General features: G+C 35.3%; 18 protein-coding genes. All 18 read right to left on the bottom strand.

Annotated features, from left to right (window positions below; translation table 11 throughout):
• Window positions 1–132: 132 nt before the first annotated feature.
• On the bottom strand, window positions 133–1,497 hold the full coding sequence (locus BIW12_RS10385) for a glycoside hydrolase family 43 protein (RefSeq protein ID WP_071185052.1): 1,365 nt from the start codon (window positions 1,495–1,497) through the stop codon (window positions 133–135).
• Between the two features lie 4 nt (window positions 1,498–1,501).
• Window positions 1,502–3,436 carry a glycoside hydrolase family 97 protein gene (locus tag BIW12_RS10380; protein WP_071185051.1) on the bottom strand — a complete coding sequence of 645 codons (1,935 nt, stop codon included), beginning with the start codon at window positions 3,434–3,436 and terminating at the stop codon, window positions 1,502–1,504.
• A 6-nt stretch (window positions 3,437–3,442) separates the two neighbouring features.
• Window positions 3,443–4,786 carry a glycoside hydrolase family 43 protein gene (locus BIW12_RS10375; RefSeq protein ID WP_083382101.1) on the bottom strand — a complete coding sequence of 448 codons (1,344 nt, stop codon included), beginning with the start codon at window positions 4,784–4,786 and terminating at the stop codon, window positions 3,443–3,445.
• 35 nt (window positions 4,787–4,821) lie between these two features.
• Window positions 4,822–5,562, bottom strand: coding sequence for a 3-keto-disaccharide hydrolase (locus BIW12_RS10370; protein ID WP_071185050.1), 741 nt, complete (start codon window positions 5,560–5,562; stop codon window positions 4,822–4,824).
• 31 nt (window positions 5,563–5,593) lie between these two features.
• Entirely contained in the window at window positions 5,594–7,012 is a 1,419-nt protein-coding gene (locus BIW12_RS10365; protein WP_071185049.1) for a Gfo/Idh/MocA family oxidoreductase, read from the bottom strand.
• 130 nt (window positions 7,013–7,142) lie between these two features.
• A complete protein-coding gene (locus tag BIW12_RS10360) occupies window positions 7,143–8,321 on the bottom strand; it encodes an alpha/beta hydrolase-fold protein (RefSeq protein WP_232227076.1) in 1,179 nt (392 codons plus the stop codon).
• A 44-nt stretch (window positions 8,322–8,365) separates the two neighbouring features.
• Window positions 8,366–9,259: an alpha/beta hydrolase gene (locus BIW12_RS10355; RefSeq protein ID WP_083382100.1), complete on the bottom strand. Its 894-nt coding sequence runs from the start codon at window positions 9,257–9,259 to the stop codon at window positions 8,366–8,368.
• A gap of 34 nt (window positions 9,260–9,293) precedes the next feature.
• Window positions 9,294–10,448 carry an alpha/beta hydrolase-fold protein gene (locus BIW12_RS10350; RefSeq protein ID WP_071185048.1) on the bottom strand — a complete coding sequence of 385 codons (1,155 nt, stop codon included), beginning with the start codon at window positions 10,446–10,448 and terminating at the stop codon, window positions 9,294–9,296.
• 12 nt (window positions 10,449–10,460) lie between these two features.
• On the bottom strand, window positions 10,461–11,573 hold the full coding sequence (locus BIW12_RS10345) for an alpha/beta hydrolase-fold protein (protein WP_071185047.1): 1,113 nt from the start codon (window positions 11,571–11,573) through the stop codon (window positions 10,461–10,463).
• 31 nt (window positions 11,574–11,604) lie between these two features.
• Window positions 11,605–12,903: a glycosyl hydrolase family 8 gene (locus BIW12_RS10340; protein WP_071185046.1), complete on the bottom strand. Its 1,299-nt coding sequence runs from the start codon at window positions 12,901–12,903 to the stop codon at window positions 11,605–11,607.
• 9 nt (window positions 12,904–12,912) lie between these two features.
• On the bottom strand, window positions 12,913–14,472 hold the full coding sequence (locus BIW12_RS10335) for a glycoside hydrolase family 43 protein (RefSeq protein ID WP_083382099.1): 1,560 nt from the start codon (window positions 14,470–14,472) through the stop codon (window positions 12,913–12,915).
• Between the two features lie 8 nt (window positions 14,473–14,480).
• Entirely contained in the window at window positions 14,481–15,440 is a 960-nt protein-coding gene (locus BIW12_RS10330) for a glycoside hydrolase family 43 protein (protein WP_071185045.1), read from the bottom strand.
• A gap of 43 nt (window positions 15,441–15,483) precedes the next feature.
• Complete coding sequence (locus BIW12_RS10325) at window positions 15,484–16,326, bottom strand: sialate O-acetylesterase (RefSeq protein WP_071185044.1); 843 nt, start codon at window positions 16,324–16,326, stop codon at window positions 15,484–15,486.
• Window positions 16,327–16,359: 33 nt separating this feature from the next.
• Complete coding sequence (locus BIW12_RS10320) at window positions 16,360–18,819, bottom strand: glycoside hydrolase family 95 protein (protein WP_071185043.1); 2,460 nt, start codon at window positions 18,817–18,819, stop codon at window positions 16,360–16,362.
• Window positions 18,820–19,235: 416 nt separating this feature from the next.
• The gene (locus tag BIW12_RS10315) at window positions 19,236–20,222 is read right to left on the bottom strand and encodes a pectinesterase family protein (protein WP_071185042.1); all 987 of its coding nucleotides are present in this window, start codon (window positions 20,220–20,222) and stop codon (window positions 19,236–19,238) included.
• Between the two features lie 15 nt (window positions 20,223–20,237).
• Entirely contained in the window at window positions 20,238–21,047 is an 810-nt protein-coding gene (locus BIW12_RS10310) for a rhamnogalacturonan acetylesterase (RefSeq protein ID WP_157499544.1), read from the bottom strand.
• A gap of 6 nt (window positions 21,048–21,053) precedes the next feature.
• A complete protein-coding gene (locus BIW12_RS10305) occupies window positions 21,054–22,040 on the bottom strand; it encodes an alpha/beta hydrolase (protein ID WP_071185040.1) in 987 nt (328 codons plus the stop codon).
• 12 nt (window positions 22,041–22,052) lie between these two features.
• Entirely contained in the window at window positions 22,053–23,054 is a 1,002-nt protein-coding gene (locus tag BIW12_RS10300; protein WP_232227075.1) for an alpha/beta hydrolase, read from the bottom strand.
• Window positions 23,055–23,061: the final 7 nt, after the last annotated feature.

The raw sequence follows: 23,061 nt of genomic DNA, 5'->3' as shown, positions 1-23,061 counted from the left end.
TTATTTTATTTCTAGACTTAATTTAGGATACTTTTGAAATCAGCTAACATAATTTTTATTCATGTATCTTTCGAATCCTAATTTAAAAACTTTTTAGACAACCGATTGCTTTTTTCTTAAAAAAAAATAAAATTATTTTGAGAATTTCCAATAATCAAAATACATAATATCCTTTTGGGCTTTCCCTTTAAAAACGAAATAGACATCATGAATTCCGGATACTTTTTTTATATCAATTGTCTGTAATACCCATCTGTCATTTCCTCCTGTCATTGGAACATTTACAGTTCCAATTAACTCTCCTTCTTTACTGTCCAATCGTACCTCCATAGTTACATTACTATTATGCGTTGTACCGATTCGGGCTGTAAATTTTGAAGCTCCCTCTTGACGAAAATCTACCTCTTTGACTTTGGTATAAGCATTATTATATTTTGCTGTAATAAAATTACCAACTACATCATTTTTCATCGACTTCACACCTTCTGACCAGGCAATAGTTTCTGCTTCCGTTTTAGTAAAAGGATTTAACGGACTTAAACTTTGTTTAATTCCTTCGGTCATATTCATTTGCACGATCGAACCGTCTTTATTAAATTTAAGTTCTTCAACACTTACAGAACGGGTGAAACCTCCACCTCCCGGTAATGCTCCATTATGATAGAAAAAATAACTTTTTCCCTTAAAATCAATAACTCCCGGATGATTCGTAAAAGAACCTCCTTGTGTAGGCATTACAACTCCTTGATATTTCCACGGTCCAGTTATGTTTTTACTGGTTGAATACCCAATATGCTCCGAAATAGGTCCTGCTGCAAAAAATAAATAGTAAAGATTATTGCGTTTGTACAACCACGGTCCTTCTTCATAAGTAGTTGGTCTTTGTTCATTTACTTTTCCTTCACGCTTGCCAAATGCTTCAATTGTATTCGAAATTTGTTGGATTTCACCTTTATAAGAAATCATGTCTTCATTTAACTTTACATAATAACACACCGGATTTCCCCAAAATAAATAAGCTTGTCCATCATCATCTATAAATACAGTAGGATCAATATCGGCATTACTATTTGAAACTAAAGGTTTTCCTAACGGATCAATAAATGGTCCATAAGGACTATTAGCAACAGCAACTCCAATACCGTTCTTTCCCTGACGATCAGTTATGGGAACATACATATAAAACTTTCCTTTTCGCTCTATACATTGTGGTGCCCAAGCGTTCATTTTTGCCCAATCGAATTCTTTATAAGACAATACAGCACCATGATCAGTCCAATTGACCATATCGTCGGTGGTATACAATCGCCAATCGTTCATTGTAAACCAGGTAGAATCATCTTCATCATGACTGGTATATAAATACACTTTGCCATTATAAACCATAGGAGCCGGATCGGCAGTATAATTGGTTTGTACAATAGGATTTTGTGCTTCTCCTATTGTACAATTTAAAATGGTAATAAGTATTGCTACTATTTTATAAGGTTGTTTCATAATTCTAATTGGTTATTACAACTCCTCCATTAGGTTGTATTGTTATAGACAATTCTCCATTTTTAGAAACTTTTAAATTAGTGGTATACGTTTCTTTATCCGCTTTATCATTATACATCGTGATCGTTTGACCAGCAAGCATAGGTAATTTTAGTTTTAAAACTTTAGCTGTTTTCTCGGCATTTACACCTGCTACATACCATTTTTGTTCCTGTCTTCGGGCTACAACACTGTATTTGCCCGGATATCCGTCTATAAAAACTGTTTCATCCCATGTGGTTGGAACCTTTCTTAAAAAATCCAATTCAAAAGCAGGTACATCAGTCAAATTATTAGGAGTCAGACCAAACATCTGAACAGGATTTTGAAAAAGAACCGAAGTTGCTAATTGAAAAGCATCAGTAGTCAATCGTTCTTGTCCTTTTGTATTTCCTTTGTTTAGAAATTTATTTAATAATACGCCTCCAAATTCCATACTTCCTACTGCATTTCGAATAAAAGGATGTAATGACGCAAAATAAGCTTCTTTTTCACGTACATCCTGCGAAAAAATTAACATTTCAGAGGCTACTACAGCTTCACTTCCTACAAAATTAGGATACATTTTTTCCCAACCACGAGGTAATGTTGCACCATGAAAAACAATCATTAAACCATAATCATTAGCATCTGAAAGAATATCTTCATACAGTTTCATAGTCTCTTGTTTATCTCCTCCAAAGAAATCCACTTTCAATCCTTTTACACCTGCTTCTTTAAGCCACTTCATTTCGTTTTTTCGGGCAATAGCGGTATTCATTTTATTGAGCGGAGTCTGAAAAGCATCATTAACAGTACCATTAGAATTATACCATAAGAATACCTCAACATTTTTAGATTTAGCATACTTAATTAATTCTTTCATTTTGTCATAACCAATTCTATCATCCCACCAGGCATCAATCAAAATATATTCAAACTTCATAGCAGCAGCCAGATCAATATATTTTACCTGATCTTCATAGTTCATACTATTGTCCTGCCATACAATCCAGCTCCAGCTACCGCGTCCCATTTTATACTCTTGTGAAGGCTTGTAAAGTGGTTTTACAACATCAAAAGGAATGGTAGTTTCAACAATAGGTTTTAGTGTTTCTCCTACAGTGATTGTTCGCCAGGGTGTTACTCCGGGAAGACTTATTTGTGCTCCCGAACTTCCAAAACCATTATTTTGTTTCGGATTGGGATACTCTACAGTGTATATACCGTTTTTATACCCACTTAAATGGGATGCGGTATACAAACTACTCACTCCTGTTTCGGATAACAAAATCCAGGCTTTATTGGCTAAATTGAAAAGTCCCGGAAACACATAACCTTCAGAAGATGTGGTTTTACTCAATGGAGCATCCGCTTCGTAACCGCTTTCATAACTTGGTGCAGTACGGGCAAATCCTGTCATTGGTCGCATCATCGGAGAAAGAAAAGTTGTTGTTGATGACGGAAATTTAAATCCTGTTTTTTCTTCAGAAACCACACATACTTTAGTATCTCCCCATGCCGGAAGCTCATATCTAAAAGCAATATTATTATCACTTACCTGAAACAAAACTGCTATTTTTTGTTGCTTGGCATTCGAAAATACACAGTTCAAAGTATTGGCATTATAATTTACTTTTGATTGTTTGATCTTAGTCTGATGGTAAGTTTCCTCTACTTTTGCCGTAGTTGAACTCACAAAATTCATATTAGTTGTAAAATCACCAGCATTAGTAATTAATCCTAGTGGAGAATCTTCTAATACAATTCCTCCCTTGTAAGCAACGGAATAAAAAGCCGTTCCGTCGTTGATTAACACCTTTAATGTCAGGTCTCCATTAGGACTGGAAACCGACATTGTGTTTTGTGAATAAGCTGCTGAAAAAATGATGAAGCAGCATAAAAAAAATATATTTCTCATTGGTGTTTATTTACTGAATTTCCATGCGTCAAAATTGAATAATTCTCCTTGCTCTCCTTTAAAAACAAAAAACAAATCATGTACGCCATTTACTTTTTTTACTTTAGTTTTGAATGTTTTCCAATTTTGTCCTCCACCCGTATTTTCTATTTTACTGATACCAATGATATCACCATCAACATTATCCAGACGTATCTCAATTGTTCCTCCGTTTAAAGAGGCTGCAATAAGCTCTATTTTTTTAGCGCCTTTTGCAAAATCAACCCCTCTTATCTGAATAAAGTCACCGTTATGGATTTGAGTTACATAAACTCCGGATTCTTTATTTTTATCGGCTTTAACACCTTTACTCCAAGCCATCGTTTCTGCTTCTATACGTCTAAAAGGATTGAGTGTTTCTATTTGTTCCGGTCCTTCTTTGGTGAAATAACTGTAATTTTTAATTGTTCCGTCTTCGTTATAAACCAGCTGTTCAGCATCTACAGAACGTCTTTCATAAAAGGTAGAAGTCTCACTTTTTAACAAATCATAACTATGTCCAAAAACATAGGATTTCCCCTTGTAATCAATAATTCCCGGATGATTTCCTCTTGTTTTTTCACTTGCATCTATAATCATTCCTTTGTATTCCCAAGGTCCTGTAGCTGAATTACTCATGGCATAACCAATACCTTCCGGACAACAGGTAGAAGCATAAGACAAATAATAATGATTTTTTCTTTTCCAAATCCATGGTCCTTCCTGATAATTTTTAGGCTTTGAATCTACTTTTACAACTTCGCCAGAAGTAGAAATCATATCCGCATTTAGTTTCACATAATACAAATGTGGATTTCCCCAATACAAATAGGCCTGACCATCATCATCAATAAACGGACTTGGATCTATATCGTCCCAAATGTTGTGATCAGAATAGACTAGTCTCTTCCCCAGAGGATCTATAAATGGACCATACGGACTATCTGAAACTAATACTCCTATACCTCCACCGTGCATAGGACAATACAAATAAAATTTACCATTTCGTTCGATACACTGCACTGCCCAGGCTCCGTTATCCTGCTTAGCCCATTTAAAATCTTTTAAAGATGCAACTGCTCCATGTTCTGTCCAATTGACCATATCGGTTGATGTATAAAGCAACCAATCGAGCATTTTAAAGCCTTTTGCATCATCTTCATCATGTGAAGTATAAAGAAATATGGTATCATTATGTACCATTGGTGCAGGATCGGCAGTATATTTTGTTTGAATTATTGGTTTTTGGGCTTTTACTGTTGAAAGATTCAAAAGAAAAAATATCCCAAAAGCCAATACCCTTGCATTATGCAATTTTGAATAATTAATCATAATTTTTGTTATTAATAACATTAAAAAAAGAACCACTATTTTAAAACTTTAATTTTTATATTTTTGAAAAACACTTCATTTCCATGGTCTTGCAATAGAATATTACCCTCTGCTGCGTTTCCGAAATTTGGCCAATCCTTATATTTACTGTAGGCAACTAAAGCATCCCACATTTGGTTATTTCGGGTATATTCTACAAGTTTAACTCCATTTAACCAGTGTTCTACTTTTTCATTTTGAACTATGATTGTGGCTGTATTGAAGTCGTTCTTATCAAACTTGAAATTCTTGTCTCTTTTAGAGGTAATTAAATCATAAAGGGATCCGAGTGTACGATTTCCTCTGACTCCATTTTTTGCATCAGGATGATTTTCATCATCTAATATTTGGAATTCACAACCAATTGCAGATCCTGCTCCTTTATTCAAATCAGAATCCACAAAGTACTTTATTCCACTATTAGCTCCTTTTGTTATTTTAAAATCAACTTTCAAAATGAAATTTTTATACTTTTTAACGGTAACAATATCCCCACCATTAGAAGATTCTCCACCATCAGTGCTATGTACTTTTAAGCTACCGTTTGCAATACTCCATCCTTTTGTGGGAAACGTATCCATTCTTGCCCCTCTCCATCCATTGGTCGTTTTTCCATCCCATAGTAACTCCCAACCCTCATTCACTTCTTGTGGGGTTAAAGTATTCGAATTGTCTTTTTGTGCCTGAACAACAAGACTGCTAAGCAACACTATAGTTAGTAACAATATTTTTTTCATGTTTAGATTTTATTTTTGAACGATTCTTTTATCAAAGTTTATAAAATTCTTCCCATCCTTTGCGTGGTGGGACATCTGTTAATAATGCATTAGCAAACGGATTGTTTGTAATCGTTTTTGTATTTCTGTCAAATTGAATAGGTGTATTTAATCTTTGAGCAATCACTCCCAATGAGAAAACCTGACTCAGTGGACCAAAAATCTTAAACGGTGATCTGGTTTTCTCTTTTCCCAAGCAGGACAGCAGAAAATTAGCAAAATGATTAGAAGTGCTTACAGGAACTTCTGGCAACTTTGATTCCATTTCTTTGGCTTTGTCACTTGGAATGATGCTTAAAGTACTTCCGTGCGTACCACCTTTAAAAATAAGATCATCACTGTAAATTATTTTTCCGGGATTCAACTTTGCCTCCTGCAACTTTGCACCAGCGACTGTTGGAATATTAGGATCCAATTGAGAACCACCATATCCGGATGGTAAAGCTGGCATATTGTTTACACCATCATACCAAGTAATATTCATAGGTGGCATACTACCTCTTTTAGGGAATTTAAATTGGATTGTGGACGACATAGGAAAGAAGTAATCATTATGACCTTCTAATTTAATCGGATTAACTTCATAAGGCAGTCCAAGATCTAGAAATTCATGGGCTGTGTCTAAAATATGAGCTCCCCAATCTCCCAGTGCTCCCATTCCAAAATCATACCAACAACGCCAGTTACCCTGATGGTACTTTTCGCTGTAGTCATGATAGGGTCTGGCCATTAACCAGGTGTTCCAATCCATACCCTCGGGAATTGGTTGTCCTTCCGGAAGTTTATAAATATTTGGATCCCAACCATGCCATCTTCGGGGCGAATTCATGTGGGCTACCACTTCAGTTACATTTTTGATAATCCCGGCTTCTTTCCATGCTTTAAACTGGAAATAGTTTGCCTCTGAATGTCCCTGATTACCCACTTGGGTTACCACATTAGGATGTTTTCTGGCTGCCTGCATCATTAGTTCAATTTCATAAAAGGTGCAAGCCATAGGTTTTTCAACATAAATATGCTTTCCTAAAGAGAGTGCCATCATGCAAATAGGGAAATGGGAATGATCTGGTGTACCTACAGAAACTGCTTCGATTTCATTTGACGCTTTATCAAACATTTCCCGAAAATCTTTAAACTGTTTGGCTTTGGGAAACATTGTCATAATTTCCTGTGTGTGCTTAGCTCCCATATCTACATCACAAAGCGCTACGATTTCACACAAACCAGTAGCATACAAATCCTTGGCAATTTGCCCGCCACGGTTACCAATACCTACCAAAGCTAACTTAACCTTCTCTTTTTCGGATGCCGAAGCTGAATTTGCAAATAATGACGGAGCTATAGCAACTGTAGCCGATCCTAATATAGCTTGTTTTAAAAATATACGTCTTGAATTTTCTCTTTTACTCATATTAAAAATATTTTAATGGTCTTGTAAAATTTTATCTTTTTCTAATAATAAAAATCAAATCCCAAAATCAACAATAAGTAGAAGATGATACATTGCTTATGTTCATTCTTGGTACAATTGTCTTTATGATTTACTTAAACAATAATGGTGTAAACAGAAATAAATCGTGTCTCCAAACCGGCCAACTATGACCTCCAGGATATTCACTATATTTGTATTTTATCCCCATTTGGTCGAATTTGCTCATCATTATTTTGCAGTTTTCATACGCAATATCTTCTTTTCCTCCCATAGAAATCCAGAATTCTTTAATATTTGAGTTAAGAGTTGCGACATTGTTTTTCATAAACTCATATTGAGGTTCAGATAATGTTGTATTATTTGCCCACCAACCAGAGCTAAACACTCCTATACTTGAAAACATATTTGAATTTTTCACACCAGCATATAAAGTCTGCAATCCACCCATTGATAAACCGGCCAAAGCTCTGTTTTTGGCATCGGTTGCCACTCTAAAATTACTTTCCACAAACGGAATTGCTCCTAACTTCAATTCATTTTCAAAGGCCTTCAGCGCATTTTCATTAAAACCTGTAATTCCTCCTGTATTTCCCATATTGCCATCAAGCATTGCTATCACCATCGGTTTGGCTTTGTTTTCGGCAATTAAATTATCTAAAATTAAATTAGCTTTCCCTTGAGTAGCCCATCCTCTCTGATCTTCTCCTCCTCCGTGCAATAGATACAAAACAGGATATTTTTCGGTAGATTTTTCATAGCCTGGTGGAGTATAAACATACATTTCACGCCAGGAATTCGTGGCTTTTGAAAAATATTGCTTAATTCTGATATCACCATGGGGCACGTTATTTAGAGCATAAAAATCACCTTCTTTATTTGGAATCTCTATCCCACTGGCCATACGTCCCATTCCATAGAAACTTTCGCTTGCAGGGTCAGCAACCGCTACACCATCAATAAGTAAGGAATAATAATTAAATCCTTTATTGATGACATCAGTAGTCAGATTCCAAGTTCCGTCTTCCTCTTTTATCATGTCGTATTTTTTTCCTAAATCGACTTGTACTTTAGCAGCATCCGGTGCCTTAATTTTAAAAACAACCCGATTGTCTGGTAGTATTTGAGGATACTTGGCATTACGGATATTGGTTTGGGAGGGAACACCTATTAGCTCCTGTTTTGTTTCAATTATCGAACTTTGAGCTTTAACTGTAACAAAATTCAAAAAGAAAAACATTCCTAATGTCAAACCAGTGTTGATGTTACATAATTTTAAAAATTTACTCATAATTGTTTTTTATAGACCGTTGTTAATCCAATATCTGATTATTTTTACTTCTCAACAGAAGCCGTATCCAATACTGTATATTGGCTTAAAGAGGCTACATCAACAGGCTTAAACAAAAACTGTGACAACATATACAAACCATTTTTCCAAACTTTAAAATCATGTCCGCCTGGCTCTAAATAATATACATGCGGTACGTTTTTTTCCAATAAATAATCATGTAAACGCTTGCCGTAAGTAATTAATCCATCTTTGTCTCCACAGGAAATCCAAAGCAATTTTAATTTTTTCTTTGCTTCTTCCGGATTTGGTATTAAAACTTCTGGTAATTTAGTATTAGGTGCAGATGAAAAACCTCCCACCCAGGCAAATTTGTCTAAGTTCCCTAAACCAAAATTAAGTGATTGACCTCCTCCCATAGAAAGTCCTGCAATAGCGCGGTTCTCTCGATCAGTCAGAGTTGGATATGTTTTTTCGATAAAAGGGATTAAATCGTCTAAAAGATCTCTTTCAAAAGTGGCAAAACCTTGAACCTTATCTGGAGCCATAATATTTCCAGTAGCCCGATCATCTTTAATAGCGCGTCCATTTGGCAACACCACTATCATTGGCTTAATTTTTCCTTCGGCAAATAAGTTATCCAATATTATTTGTGGAGTCCCTCCTTTTAGCCACTCTTTTTCATCACCGCCAATACCATGCAGTAAATAAAGTACAGGATATTTTTTGTCCTTTGAAAATCCAGGAGTCTTATAAACTAAAGCCTTTCTGGTGGTTCCTACTGTTTTTGAATCATAAGCGATGGTATCTATTGTACCGTGAGCGATAGCTGGCTTTAATTGGTCAAATCCCTTCGGACCTTCTTTTTCGATTTTTTGTGCAACAACAATTAGATTACACATAAAAAGCATTGTTGCTGTAACAATAATTTTTTTCATTATTTTATTTTTAGGTTGGTTGATAATTGGTTTTTTATTTAAATAATTGAGTTACAAATTGATTTAAGCATCTTCTCCATGTAAGCCATTCATGCGCTGTTTCAGGAGATTCATAATAGGCATATCTAATTCCTTGTTGTTCTAACATGGTTCGAAATGCACCTACGGATGCAGGAAATGGGATAGGCTCTTTCGTTCCTAATCCTAACCAAAAAAGCTTTATTTTTTTATTGAGTGCATTACCCTCTTTAAATTTTCCATCTAAAAAAGTGTTGACGTCAATTGCATCAATACTCGGATAATTGGAAGTTCCACTAAATCCTCCATAATAAGAAAAGGTATCCAAATGATTCATCATTATCCTCATAGTTTGATTGGCTCCCATAGAAAGTCCGGCAATTGCTCTGTGTTCACGATTTGCAATGGTTCGAAACTTTGAATCAATCATAGGAATAATTTCATTTATTACAACCTCTTCGAATATTGATTCCGGACGAGATGTATTCGTTTGAGGTTTATAAGCGTAGCCATTATCCATCACTACAATCATAGGATTTGCCTTTTCCGAAGCAATCAAATTATCCAATATTAAATTGGCTTTTCCTTGTACTGCCCATCCTGTTTCGTCCTCAAAACTTCCATGTTGTAAATAAAGTACAGGAAAACGTGTTTTTGAATCTTCATTATAATTTGCAGGCGTATAAACAAAACAGCGTCTAAACGAATTCGTTAGTTTAGAGAAATAGATATTTTCGCTAACAAGCCCATGTGGAACATCTTTCATTGCATAAAACTCCTGATCAGCAGCTGGAATTTCTATTGCACTTCCTAATCTTCCAGCTCCGTAAAAATATACCGTTCCTGGATCAGGAACTGATGCTCCATCAATATTGAGTTGATAATAATGGAATCCCTCATCCTGAGGATCAGATACTCCTGTCCAGATCCCTTTCTCATCTTTAACCATGTCATATTTTGTACCACCAAGATCAAGCTGCACCTTATTAGCCTGAGGTGCAAGAATACTTGCTCTCACCCGACCTTCGGAATTGACTTGCGGATATAGCTTCCCTTGTTGATTTACAGACGATGGTTTGAAATCTTCCGTAACTTTAAGCGGATTAGTTTGTGCAATACCAATTGTTGTTGTCAAAACACCCACCAAATAAATAATAGATTTGTAATTCATAAAAATCTTTTTTTAATCCTTAAAAAGTAATGGTGCTAATTCTTTAAAACTACGTCTCCAAGTTTGAAATTCGTGACCAGTTCCTTCAGAAACATAGGAAACGGCATTAAATCCTGCTTCTTTTAGACCAGTTACTGCATTTTTCACACCATCAGGACGTTCTTTGCTTCCACAGCTTAAAAAGATAAGTTTCACCTTAGATTTATCTTTAATATCTTCTAGCTTATACGTTCCACCACTCAAAAGTGCGTAATGCGAGAAAACTTCCGGTTTGTTAATTGTTATGGTTTTTGTTTCCATACCTCCCATTGAAAGTCCCGCCATGGCTCGATTTGCATGATTAGCCAGAGTACGGAAATTTGCATCGACATACGGAATTAATTCATCAACAAGAACCGTTTGAAAACCATCAATTTTAAAACTTGCCATACCGCCCCATTTAACTTCATTGGTCATACCATAAGTCATCACTATGATAAACGGTTTTATTTTTCCTTCGGCTATTAAATTATCCATGATTAGGTTAACACGTCCTTGATTACTCCAAGCGGTTTCATCTTCGCCCCAACCGTGTTGCAAGTACAAAACAGGAAAACGTTTTGATTGTTCTTTGGAATAACCCGGTGGTGTATAAACATAAGCACGGCGCGAAGTGTTAGTACTTTTTGAAGGAAAAAGAATTTGCTGTACATTACCATGAGGAACGTTTTTTAATGCATAAAAATCCTGATCATGGGCTGGAATTTCTATTCCGCTTTCCCAACGGGTAGATCCATAAAAATTTAAGGCTCCGGGATCATTAAAAACACCTCCATCAACAGTTACATGATAATAATGAAATCCTTCATCCATTGCTCCTGCTGTAGTTCCCATCCAAAAACCATTCTCTCCTTTGGTAAGAACAGTACCTCCCTTTGCTCCTCCTAGTCCAAGACTCACCACAACCGATTGTGCTTCTGGAGCTAAAATTTTGAATCGTGCGTAGCCCTGAGAATTAACTTGTGGGTATTCCTGTCCAGGCTGATTGACTGTGGAAGGCTTAAAATCTTCCACAATAGATTGTCCTAAACACAAATAGTTAGATAAAATAAATACCAATAACGTAACATTTAAATACTGTTTCATATTTTATTTTTTAAGTTTAAAAATTTTAATTTCAATTAATTTCTGGCTCTATAATTTGATAATTTCCACTAAGATGCATTAAACTGAAGAGATACATCAAACCATCATAATAGGGATCAAAATAGCCATCTTCATAAGGCTCTAGTTTAGCATTCCAAATTGCACGAACAAAATCTACACTTCCTTTATCTTTATTGACAAGTGAAGCAGTTGCTGCCGTAGATACTAATCCTATAGAATGTCTCAACTTTTTAACTGGACCCGCCTGAAGAATAAAATCAGGAGTAGAACCGTCCAGATTGAATTGATCCTCATAAGTTTCTAATCCTTTAGACTTAAGGAAATTTTGAAATCTCTTAGCGTAATCTTCCTGCCATTTTTTATCTTTTCCATACCAGGTATAATCCATCGCAATATTCATTGGAACACGCCAGGAATCATAACGAAAAGCTGCCGGCATCCATCGAGTGGAATGTGGTTGACCGTTAAATTCTGTATAATCTGCATTTAAACCTGTTACAGGATGACAGGCTTTATGCAAAAAATTACGAGAAACATTGGCACATTCTTTATAAAACTCCTCATGTCCATCTTTAGCATACAATGCCCAAACTTCATAGAAAGCAGGCAAATGATAAGAAGGATCTGTCCAATTGTAACTTCCTCCTTCAGGTACAAAACTTATTTGCTTGTGCTCAGTATTAATCAGATTATATACATTATCAGTTCCATCTTTTTTCCACATCGCATCTAATATTCTACGAGCTTCTTTATAATAATCAATACCAGTATTATTACCCCATTTATTAGAGGCAAATAGTAAACTGGTTATATAATATAATTCCCCGTCAGAAGCTGAATTCTGCGAATTCTTTTTCTTGGTTTCTGGATTTACACTCCAAGCAAAGTAGCCTTCTCTTGGTCCACTTTGATGCTGCATGTATTTTACCGACCAACGCCAAAGACGATCAAAAACCTCTTTTTTATCCAATTGAACTGCTACCATCATACCATAAGACATGCCTTCGGTACGTGCATCTTTATTTTTAACATCAGAAACATAACCTAAAGAATCGCCTTCTTTAAAATAAACACGATTTGGACCTTCAAAAATATCATAATAAGCTTTAGCTAATTTCTGGTCTATTTCAACCTGACTGTAACCTGCTTCTTTAAAAAGATTACGATATTGAGATGTTTTGATTGCTGATTTTACGGTTTTCTTTTTGTTTTGGCTTATGGCCAAAGCCGGAACTATCAAAATAAGAATCAGTACAAAAAATTGGATAATTCGATGATAATCCTGCTTATAAAATTTATTTATAACCATACTCAATCTTTATTTAATTCTGAACCAATCAAAATCTACATATCCACCCGTATTTTTTGTAGCATAATTAAACAGACCAAAACGGTATCCCATAAAATGTGGAAGTGTGTAAGGTAACTTTATAGTGTTCCCAATACTAATCCATTCTTTTCCGTCCAAACTGTAATAAAACTTTCCTTTATCTGCTCTATCTTTAAAATCACATTCTGCTTTAAAATATACTTTGTCTTGGTTTACAGTTACACTTGCAATTTCTTTTGGAATTCCTTTGGAAGCATCAATCATTACAATTTTTTTAGAACCATTTTCAATTTTCACCGCTATTAATCCAAATTCTTTTTGCAGTAAAGCAAGTCCTGCCATGTCTCCTTCTTTCATTTTAGAAATCTCAAGCATTGTTGAAGCCGAACTTTCAGGTCCAAAAGTTCTTTGAGTCAAGGTATTTTTAGCCTGAACAAAACTGCTGTCTATTCTGGCTGTTTTTAATCTTAAATACCCTTTTCTCTCTCTCACAGACCAAAGTGAATTGTCTGGGTTATGATTCCATTGCCAAACTAAAGACAAATCTTGATCACTTCTTTTACGTGTAAACTCATCTGAATTTACAATTCCAGGAATCAATCCTTTGCTTGGTGGTAAATCTAAATATTCAGGAACTTTTCCATTCACTCCTAATATTGGCCAGCCATCTTCCCATTTAACCGGAACTAAATAAGGAATACGTCCCACACCTCCGGCATCTTTAAATAAATAAGAAAACCATCTACCATCTGGAGTATCGATAAGTCCACCTTGTGCCACACCCTGATCTTGCAATCCCACTTTTCCTTCCCAAGGACCATTGATGTTATCGGCACGATGAATAATTACAGTACGCATTCCTCCTCTTGGCCAGTTGATATTAAATAAATAATATTTTCCGTTAATTTTAAAAAGTTGAGAACCTTCAGATTGCAACATTATATTGTTTCCAGCAGGAGCACTTGCATTTTCTATTAAGACTCTTTTAGTTTCTTCTTTTACTCCTGAAAGATCCTTATTTAGCTCTATAATTTGAATTTTTCCTGCTCCCCAAACCATATACACTTTTCCATCATCATCAAAAAGAATGGAGTGATCGTGGTATGAGTTGTTTAATACTATTTTTTTCCAAGGTCCTTTTTCTAAATTTTTTGTAGAAAAAATATATGTTTTACCCGTTGTTCCTGAAAAAGTACTTACATAATAAATTCCTTCATGGAAACGCAAACAGCTAGCCCATGAACCTCTGCCATAATCATTTTTTCCATTATCTAAATTGAGCCTGTCATTGTCATCTTCTAATGTTTCATATGCATAATTGACAAGTTTCCAATTTACTAAATCAGTAGATTTCATAATTGGAACTCCCGGATTAACGTGCATTGTAGTGCTACTCATATAATAAGTATCACCTACTCTAATCATTGATAAATCAGGAACATCTGCATAAATCAATGGATTTTTAGCTTTATTTTCCTGAGCATAATTAGTAGTAATTGTTAAACCAACCAGCAAAACAATATAAAAAAAAGTATCTCTTATTTTCATGTCAATTTTTATTTTAAAGCTTTTACACCTTCAGTAGTTTGTACTATTTTCTGAATAGTTCCATCCTCATTATAATACATATAATCTACACAAACAGAGCGTCTGTAACTACCTCCTGTAGGCAAAGTTCCGTTATGATAAAAAAAGTATGAGTTTCCTTTATAATCAATAATTCCCGGATGTGTCGTAAAACTGTTAGGTACATTTTCCTGAATAATCCCCTGGTATGTCCATGGACCTGCGGGATTTGTAGCGGTACAATATTCAATCATTTCCGGTTTTGTACCTGCACTGGCATATACCAAATAATAAAGTCCTTTTCTTTTATAAACCCAAGGTCCTTCAATATAATTTTTAGGTTTAAAAGTGGCAATAGGACCATCCATTTCTATCATGTTCTCTTTCAATTTCACCCATTTACAGCTTCCATTCCCCCAAAACATGTAAGCTTGTCCGTCATCATCCACAAATACGGTAGGATCAATATCATCCCAAGCGTGAGGTAAATCTTTGGTCATTTCGTTTATCACAAGAGCTTTACCAATGGCATCTTTAAAAGGACCTGTAGGCGTATCTGAAACAGCAACTCCTATAGCTGCTCCGCCTCCACTAACTCCATCTTTTTTATGAAAGGTCGAAACAAACCAGTAAAATTTCCCGTTTCTCTCGATACACTGTGCGGCATAAGCATCACCTGTAGCCCACGAAAAAGTACTCGGCGAAAGTGGTGCCCCGTGATCTTTCCAGGTTGCCATATCAGTTGTAGAAAACACATGCCAATCGGCCATTTTATAATTAGTATCAGCTTCGGTAGCGACATCATGCCCTGTGTATAAAAACAGCGTATCTTTATGTACTATTGGCGAAGGATCAGCAGTAAAAATATGCTTGATGATAGGATTTTGTGCTGTAATTTCAATCATCGACAAACAACAAAACGCCAATAAAACCTTGGTATTCAATCTCATATTTATATTTTTTTGGTTGGTTATTTTAAAAGACTAGCCTGATTTAAATTTTATTCTTTTTCATTATCTCAAGCATCTTTGCAGCATATCGTTTCCCTAACACTCTATATCCTTCGGCTGTAAAATGAAGATTATCTGCACCATCCTGGCATCCGCTGGAAGAAATCACATAGGAATTGGGGATTGTTTGAGGCAAAGTGGCAATAATTTTATTCATACCGGCACATACCCCATTTTGGTCTGCATGAACCACTTCTCCAGCCAATAAAGGCGTAGATTCAGCTTTAAGATTTAAATCTTTCAATAAATTATCATAAACTACTTTTACCTTTTTTGTCCAAAGCGTATCACCAGTATTCGATTCTCCCTGATGTAATAATATTCCTTTTATCACTCCGTCTTTCTGAGCAATTTTAGCCATTTCTACCAATCTGGCATAAGGGTTCCCGTCATATTGAGACACCATCGATTTCAACCATTGTGGTGCTGTACTCACGTAAGCTTCATAATTATCTTTGTCAAAAAGTTCGATTTTACATCCTCCCACAGCTACATTGATAACACCAACTTTTACATCTTGCGGAAGATTAGCAATCATTTCTCTTCCAAAATAATCTGCCGGGCTAAGTCCTGTAGTACAACGACTCAAAGGCGGAACTGCTGTGTACCATTGTCCTTTTTTTCTGTTCAAATTATCACAATCTACTGCTTCTAAAACCTGAAAACGCTTATTTACTATAGTATCCTGGGGTTCAATTTTAGCATAGCCTTCCATATTAGACTGCCCTAAACAGAGATAAATATGAAATTTAGGATTTTGGGCAAATGTATTTGTTCCAAAAAATAATAGTGTGAAAGCAAAAAGTAGATTTAATTTTTTTTTCATTTTAGTCCTATTTTTAATTTTTATAAAATTGTTTTATTTACTAACAAATGTGTAAACATTCCCTTTTTTTGTTTCAATATCAACCAATATTATAGGTTTAAGCTCAAGTGGTTTTATATTGGATTTTTCAGATATAATGGCTTGTGCCGTTTCATCAACAAAATAAAAAGGATTCGGATTTTCTCCATTTGCCATTGCTAATTCAGCACCTGATTTTTGTTTGAGATTATTTGGTAAACGCAATCTTAGATTCCCTCCTAATGTTGATTTTACAACTAATTTGGTAAGTTTATAATTCTTCCATTTCATCTCTACAATTTCGAAACCACCTCGAGCACGTATTCCTTCAACGCTACCATCTGGCCAAACATCAGCTAATGCCGGAAGCAAATGAATAGCTCCGTCAGAACTTTGAACTAACATTTCTGTAATTCCCGAAGTACAACCAAAATTTCCATCAATCTGAAATGGAGGATGCGCATCAAAAAGATTATTATAAGTTCCCCCACCTCCTGAATTTACACCTAAAGGAGTAAGTTGATTTTTTATAAGCGAAAAAGCATGATTTCCATCTTGCAATTTTGCCCACCAGTTAATTTTCCAGCCCATACTCCAACCCGTGGAAACATCGCCTCGTTGAAGCAAAGTATTTTTAGAAGCAGCAAATAATTCAGGTGTCTTGTATGCCGAAATTTGATTAGATGGAAACAATCCGTAAAGGTGAGAAACGTGACGATGATTGTCTTTAGGATCATCAATATCATCCAACCATTCTTGAAGCTGATTGTGTTTTCCCACATGCATCGGAGCCAATCGACTGCGTAACTGTTGCAACGTATCTATTAAAATAGCATCTTCTTTTAAAATTTGTGCTGCCCGAATTGTGGTAGAAAAAACATCATAAACGATTTGATTATCCATTGTTGTTCCTGCATCAAGCGATGAACCATTATGAGCCTGTGGTGCATTTTCCGGAGAATTCCCCGGATTTACAACCATCCATTTATATTTAGGATGTTCTACCAGAAAATCTACATAAAATAAGGCTGCACCTTTTAGTACAGGATATATAGATGCTAAAAATTCTTTATCCCCTTTATAAAGATAATGTTCCCATAAATGCTGACTGGCCCATCCGCCTCCTGCTGTCCATAATCCCCAGAAAGCACCATCCACAGCACCAGTAGCCCGCCAAATATCAGTATTATGATGTGCCATCCATCCTCTTGTACCATACATGGTTTTGGCAGTTTCTTGTCCCGTCACAGCTAGATCTTTTACCATTTCTAAAAAAGGTTGGTGTAGTTCTGAAAGATTGGTTTTTTCAGCAGGCCAATAATTCATTTCAGCATTTATATTAATAGTATATTTACTGTCCCAGGCCGGAGTAAGACTGTTATTCCAAATTCCCTGTAAATTAGCCGGTTGTCCTCCAGGCTGTGAAGAAGATATCAATAAATAGCGGCCATACTGATAATATAATGCTACAAATTGTGGGTCATTTGTATTTCTAAAATTTTTCAAACGCTCATCTGTTGGCAAATCAGCTGCCGGAGTTGTCCCCAAATCTAATTTCACCCGATTGAAATATTTTTGATAGGCAGCAATATGTTTCTTCTTAAGGGTTTCATAAGATTTTCCATAGGCTGCATTCATATAATCAGCAGCACGTTTCGCTTCATTACCGCTTACATCATTATAGTTATTAAAATTTGTAGCTATTGATATAAAAATAGTAGCAGCATTGGCATTTTTTACAATAAGTGAATTATCAGTTTGTTCTAATTTTCCGTTATCTAATTTGATACGAGTTATTCCTTTAAAATTAATCAAACTTTTTACTCCTTCATGATCACTGGTAATACCTGTGATTTCAAGATCTTTTGAATTGCTTACTGAAAAATTCTTAATCTTATGGGGCGAAGTATAATTAGCAGTGAATGAAAGACTCCCTTTTTTATTTGCCGTAAGATGAATTACAATCACTCTTTCTGAAAATGAAACAAAAGCCTCTCTCATATAAGTTACACCATCAACCTCATAACTTGTTTTTGAAATTGCATTTTCTATGTTAAGTTCTCTCCTATAATTAGAATACTTTTCATGTCCTTCAAAACTTAAATTAAGATTCCCTACCGGCTGAAACATCTGCCCTTGTGATTTTTTTGAAATAAAAGCCTGGTTTGCTAATTTTTCAGCATCCTTATGTTTTCCATCAAAAATCATTTTTCGAATTTCCGGCAAAGCAGCTAAAGCATTTGGATTATCATTTCTATTCGGTCCACCACTCCATACTGTATTTTCATTTAACTGGATAATTTCATTTTCAACATTTCCATAAACCATAGCACCTAGAAAACCATTACCAATAGGCAAAGCATTTTCCCAAGTTTTCCCTGAAGGTTGATTATACCAAAGTTTCAGTCTATTATTCTCTTGGGAATATCCCAATGAAAACACTAAAACCAAGTATATTAAAAAAAAGTTTTTCATTCTATTAATTGACAAAATCCTAAATTATCTCCAATACTCCAATTTTAACAAACAGCCCCTTTATATATGTGTTTAAATAACACTTAAAAAAAGGGATGAAAAAAACCTTCAAATTAAAGTTTTTTTTTAATCACCAGATTGTTATTTTTCTTTTGAATTATAACTTCTTTTGCCAGACTCAAAAGCTTAAGTATAAATTCAACTTTACAAATATATAAAAATTACACAATCGGTTGCATGTTGTTTGTTATTTTATTTTTGATAAAAATATTTTAGTATTTTTTATAATACCATAAAATAATTCAATAAAAATTAGCCTGATATTTATACGATGGAAGTTATTACAAAAAAACCAGTGAAATATAATCCACTGGTTTAAAAATTTGTTGTTAACCCTGTCAATCTATTTTAAAAAATCACAATTCATACCATTCCTTTTCTGAAGATTTTGAATTACTGCCCAAAATAGTTTTCAAAGTATATCTTTCGGCTTCTGCTTTTTTCAGTTGATGTGTCCATGGCGCTCTTTCTTTTGGTCTAAAACCTTCACCACTACATTCGTATTCAGCAAAAAAAGCTGTTTTTTCATTCTCAACATTTCCCCAATTATCCCATGCTTGCGGAGCAATTTGTTTAGGCAATTCACATTTTATAAATACTGATTTTGCCCAGGCTCTCCAAGGTCGGCCAAGGTACATTTTATCAACTTCGCTAGTCACACTAACTTTACAATCCATAAAGACAAAACCAAACTCTTTATCCTTTGGAGTATTGGGTGCTGTGATATAAGAATTCGCTTTACAAAGGATTGTACAATTTTTAAAAACTGCCGTTGCCGGACCGAATATAAAATCGGTTGTTCCCTCTATATGACAATCCACAAAAAATTGTCTGGAATATTCACCGCCATGATAGATCGTATCTTGATTTCCTAAAAATTTACAATTTTTAAAAACGGCTTTATCAGCATCAACATACAAGGCTACTGCCTGCCCTACCCTGCCTGCTGAATTTTCAAAAGTTATATTTTCAGCCTTAAATCGGTTTCCAGATATTTTAGCGGTATAGGAATCAAAAGTCCCCATTTTGCCTCTTCCTGAATAATCATTATAAGTAATAACGGTTTTATCAACACTTTCACCAATAAAAATCACATCGGTATTATTGGCAGACAAATCTATTTTTTCGTTATAAACTCCATTTTTAATATATAAAGTGATTGGAGCCAAAGGGAATTTTCGCATCGCATCGATTGCATCCTGAATGAATTTATAATCACCACTGCCGTCTTTAGCAACAACAAATTGATATTTATATTTTTCAGGATTTGCTGTTTGGGCAAAAAAGAATTGGCTAATAAATAAAAAAAACAAAATGTATTTTAGTCGGATTACATTTCTCATAGAAAACAGTTTTTATTAATTTTTAATAGTTGCATTTAATTCTTTCATTCCTTCAAAAACAAGTCGGGCTACCTCAACAGCACCTTTGGTTTGAAAATGGGTATTGTCTTTTTGTCCCTCTGGATAGGCTTCATATTTACCGGCAGGGAAATTCATAAAATAATTTTCAGCCGAAAAAGTCTCTCCTTTTTTAGTGAAAAAATCCATTGATTTCTTGTTCAAATCGATAACCAAAACCTGCAATTCATTTGCCACATCTTTTGCAGCCTGATCGTACAATCCGTGAACATTTTGAAGTTTCCCTTCTTTCCATGGATAATTTCTGGCCACTGGTGTTAAGATAATTGGAACTGCTCCTTTGGATCTGGTTTGGTCAACAAATAATCTTAAAAATTCCTTATAACCTTCAATGGTAACATATCTTTCGGCTCTGTCTTCGGCAGCATCGTTGTGCCCAAATTGCATCAAAACCAAATCATCTTTTTTAAGATTTTCATACACCGCCCGCCATCTTCCTTCCTGAAAAAATGTTCGTGTACTGCGACCGCCTCTGGCTCGGTCATCGACAAAAGCACTGTCCGTTTTGATTAATTTATTCACTTTTCGCAAACTATCTTTCACTAAATATTGCTGAAAAACCTGTCCCCATCCTGTAACCGGATATCTTGTTTTCATATAATCTTTGCCCGGCTCGTAATTATTAGCATAATCCGCCATTGTGGAATCGCCAACTAAATAAACCGTTACGTGATTTTTTTTCACACCGAAAGCCATTATAAAACTAGCTATTACACAAACGGCTGGAACTATAAATTTTATTTTCATATTCATTTATTTAAAAACTTTAATTAAAAAATCATTGATATAATTCGCCGTTGGATCAATCCAGGGATTAAACAACCAGAATGTATGGAGCTGGATATCAAATTTATGAACTTCGGTATATATTCCCCAATCTTTCATCATCCCGATTAACTCATCCTGACCGGCGTGAAATCTTGGAAAACCACTATTGACAAACAAGATGGGACAAGATTTTTCATTAGCCCAAAAGATAGGAGAAGCATCTTTCCAAATTTCCGGTTTTTCATAAAAAGTGCCTCCTAACCATTGTACATCTGGTGAATCAGGACCTCGTTTTAGATTAAGAGACAAAGGTGCCATAAAATCCACTACTCCATCCAAATCTACGATGGCTTGTATATCACTCGAAAAACCTAAATTCCCCTGATTTCCTTCCTTGACTTCAACTCCATTTGTAAGTCCGACTAATAAGGCCAATTGTCCTCCTGCCGAACAACCTGAAATTGCTATTTTATCCGAATCAATTCCGTATTTATCCGCATTGGCACGTACCCATCGCACTGCCGATTTTATATTAAAAACAGCTGCCGGATATTTGGCTTCCTGCAACAATTGGTATTCCACAGAAACCGTTACAATTCCTTTGGCTGCCAATTTTTGAGCCAGCGGTACTTGCAATGCTTTATCTCCCGCTCTCCATCCTCCGCCATGAACCATAATTAAGGCTGGATATTTTCCTTTTTTCTTTGGCGAAAAAACATCAAGATGTAAATCTCGGTCTCCAAAAGGAGTGTCTTTTAGTGTGGTATATATCAGGTTCCTACTTTCATTTACATTTTCCGGCAAAGAATCTTTAGCGGGTTTTATATGTGGAAAGTTTTTCAGGTATTTTTTGTATTCATTTTTTACCGTAAAAGAAGTGTCTTTTGGAATCTTAATTGTGGTTTGTTGTGCTTTTGCATAAAAAGAAACAAAAAGGACCATCCAAAAAACATTTTGAAAAAACTGCTTCATAGCATTGAAATATTATTTATTAAAAACTTTAGTTAAAAAATTGTCTATATATTGAATTGTTGGACTAAACCAAGGCTCATACAAACAAAATGAATGCGGAGCTCCTTCGAATTCTTTTACTTCCGAATAGATTCCGTTTTTATCCAAAACTTTGATATAATCTTCCCGGCCCGCATGCATCCAAGGCACAGCACTATTGATAAAAAGTGTTGGTGGCGTTTGAGCACTTACATAACTCAACGGCGATGCTGCTTCCCATAATTTCGGGTTTTCTGCTTTTGAATAGCCAAACCAATAGGTTCCAGCCGAAATTCCTTTGCTATCATCTCCTTCTCTCCCATCCGGATGTACAAAAGATAAGGTTCCGTCAATATCTACCACGGCATTTGCATGAGATTTTGCATTTAAATTACAAGAAGTTCCTTCAAATAACGGCATATTTCCCGTTGTACCCATAAAAGCCGCCATTTCGCCTCCAGCGGAAAAACCTAAAACAGCGATTCGATTGGCATCAAAATTATAAGCTGCGGCATTTTCCCGAACCCAACGAATCGCTGCTTTAATATCATAAACAGCTGCCGGAAAAAGTGCTTCGGTAGAAAGACGATACTCTGGTGTAAAACACACATAACCCAAACTGGCTAACTTTTGCGCCATCGGATAATGTTGTTCCCTGATTCCCGTTCGCCAACCGCCACCGTGAATAATGATGATTGCTGTTCGTTTGGAATTTGCCTTTTCAGTATTGTAAAAGACATCCAAATTCAATTTACGTTTCCCAATTTCGCAATAGCTAATATTTCGTATTTCTTTAACTGAAGAAAACTTAAATTCAGTAACAATCTTGATAGACGGATGCGTTTTTACATCATATTTATAAGCATTTTTAGTAGAATAAGAAGAATCTCTAATTCCAGTTACTCCTGTATAAGATTGACCATAACTATGGTTCAACGATAGTACTAAAACAAAAATTAAAATAAATCTAATCGATACATTGGTAAAAGACATCATTACACAC

Origin of the sequence: Flavobacterium commune (assembly GCF_001857965.1) — a bacterium.
In the GTDB taxonomy this organism is placed as follows: domain Bacteria; phylum Bacteroidota; class Bacteroidia; order Flavobacteriales; family Flavobacteriaceae; genus Flavobacterium; species Flavobacterium commune.
This window is presented reverse-complemented; position numbering and strand designations above follow the sequence as displayed.

What these genes read in the sequence shown, in the direction of transcription:
- BIW12_RS10385 (WP_071185052.1), bottom strand. Translation starts at nt 1,497, where the DNA reads ATGAAACAACCTTATAAAATAGTAGCAATACTTATTACCATTTTAAAT.
- BIW12_RS10380 (WP_071185051.1), bottom strand. Translation starts at nt 3,436, where the DNA reads ATGAGAAATATATTTTTTTTATGCTGCTTCATCATTTTTTCAGCAGCT.
- BIW12_RS10375 (WP_083382101.1), bottom strand. Translation starts at nt 4,786, where the DNA reads ATGATTAATTATTCAAAATTGCATAATGCAAGGGTATTGGCTTTTGGG.
- BIW12_RS10370 (WP_071185050.1), bottom strand. Translation starts at nt 5,562, where the DNA reads ATGAAAAAAATATTGTTACTAACTATAGTGTTGCTTAGCAGTCTTGTT.
- BIW12_RS10365 (WP_071185049.1), bottom strand. Translation starts at nt 7,012, where the DNA reads ATGAGTAAAAGAGAAAATTCAAGACGTATATTTTTAAAACAAGCTATA.
- BIW12_RS10360 (WP_232227076.1), bottom strand. Translation starts at nt 8,321, where the DNA reads ATGAGTAAATTTTTAAAATTATGTAACATCAACACTGGTTTGACATTA.
- BIW12_RS10355 (WP_083382100.1), bottom strand. Translation starts at nt 9,259, where the DNA reads ATGAAAAAAATTATTGTTACAGCAACAATGCTTTTTATGTGTAATCTA.
- BIW12_RS10350 (WP_071185048.1), bottom strand. Translation starts at nt 10,448, where the DNA reads ATGAATTACAAATCTATTATTTATTTGGTGGGTGTTTTGACAACAACA.
- BIW12_RS10345 (WP_071185047.1), bottom strand. Translation starts at nt 11,573, where the DNA reads ATGAAACAGTATTTAAATGTTACGTTATTGGTATTTATTTTATCTAAC.
- BIW12_RS10340 (WP_071185046.1), bottom strand. Translation starts at nt 12,903, where the DNA reads ATGGTTATAAATAAATTTTATAAGCAGGATTATCATCGAATTATCCAA.
- BIW12_RS10335 (WP_083382099.1), bottom strand. Translation starts at nt 14,472, where the DNA reads ATGAAAATAAGAGATACTTTTTTTTATATTGTTTTGCTGGTTGGTTTA.
- BIW12_RS10330 (WP_071185045.1), bottom strand. Translation starts at nt 15,440, where the DNA reads ATGAGATTGAATACCAAGGTTTTATTGGCGTTTTGTTGTTTGTCGATG.
- BIW12_RS10325 (WP_071185044.1), bottom strand. Translation starts at nt 16,326, where the DNA reads ATGAAAAAAAAATTAAATCTACTTTTTGCTTTCACACTATTATTTTTT.
- BIW12_RS10320 (WP_071185043.1), bottom strand. Translation starts at nt 18,819, where the DNA reads ATGAAAAACTTTTTTTTAATATACTTGGTTTTAGTGTTTTCATTGGGA.
- BIW12_RS10315 (WP_071185042.1), bottom strand. Translation starts at nt 20,222, where the DNA reads ATGAGAAATGTAATCCGACTAAAATACATTTTGTTTTTTTTATTTATT.
- BIW12_RS10310 (WP_157499544.1), bottom strand. Translation starts at nt 21,047, where the DNA reads ATGAAAATAAAATTTATAGTTCCAGCCGTTTGTGTAATAGCTAGTTTT.
- BIW12_RS10305 (WP_071185040.1), bottom strand. Translation starts at nt 22,040, where the DNA reads ATGAAGCAGTTTTTTCAAAATGTTTTTTGGATGGTCCTTTTTGTTTCT.
- BIW12_RS10300 (WP_232227075.1), bottom strand. Translation starts at nt 23,054, where the DNA reads ATGATGTCTTTTACCAATGTATCGATTAGATTTATTTTAATTTTTGTT.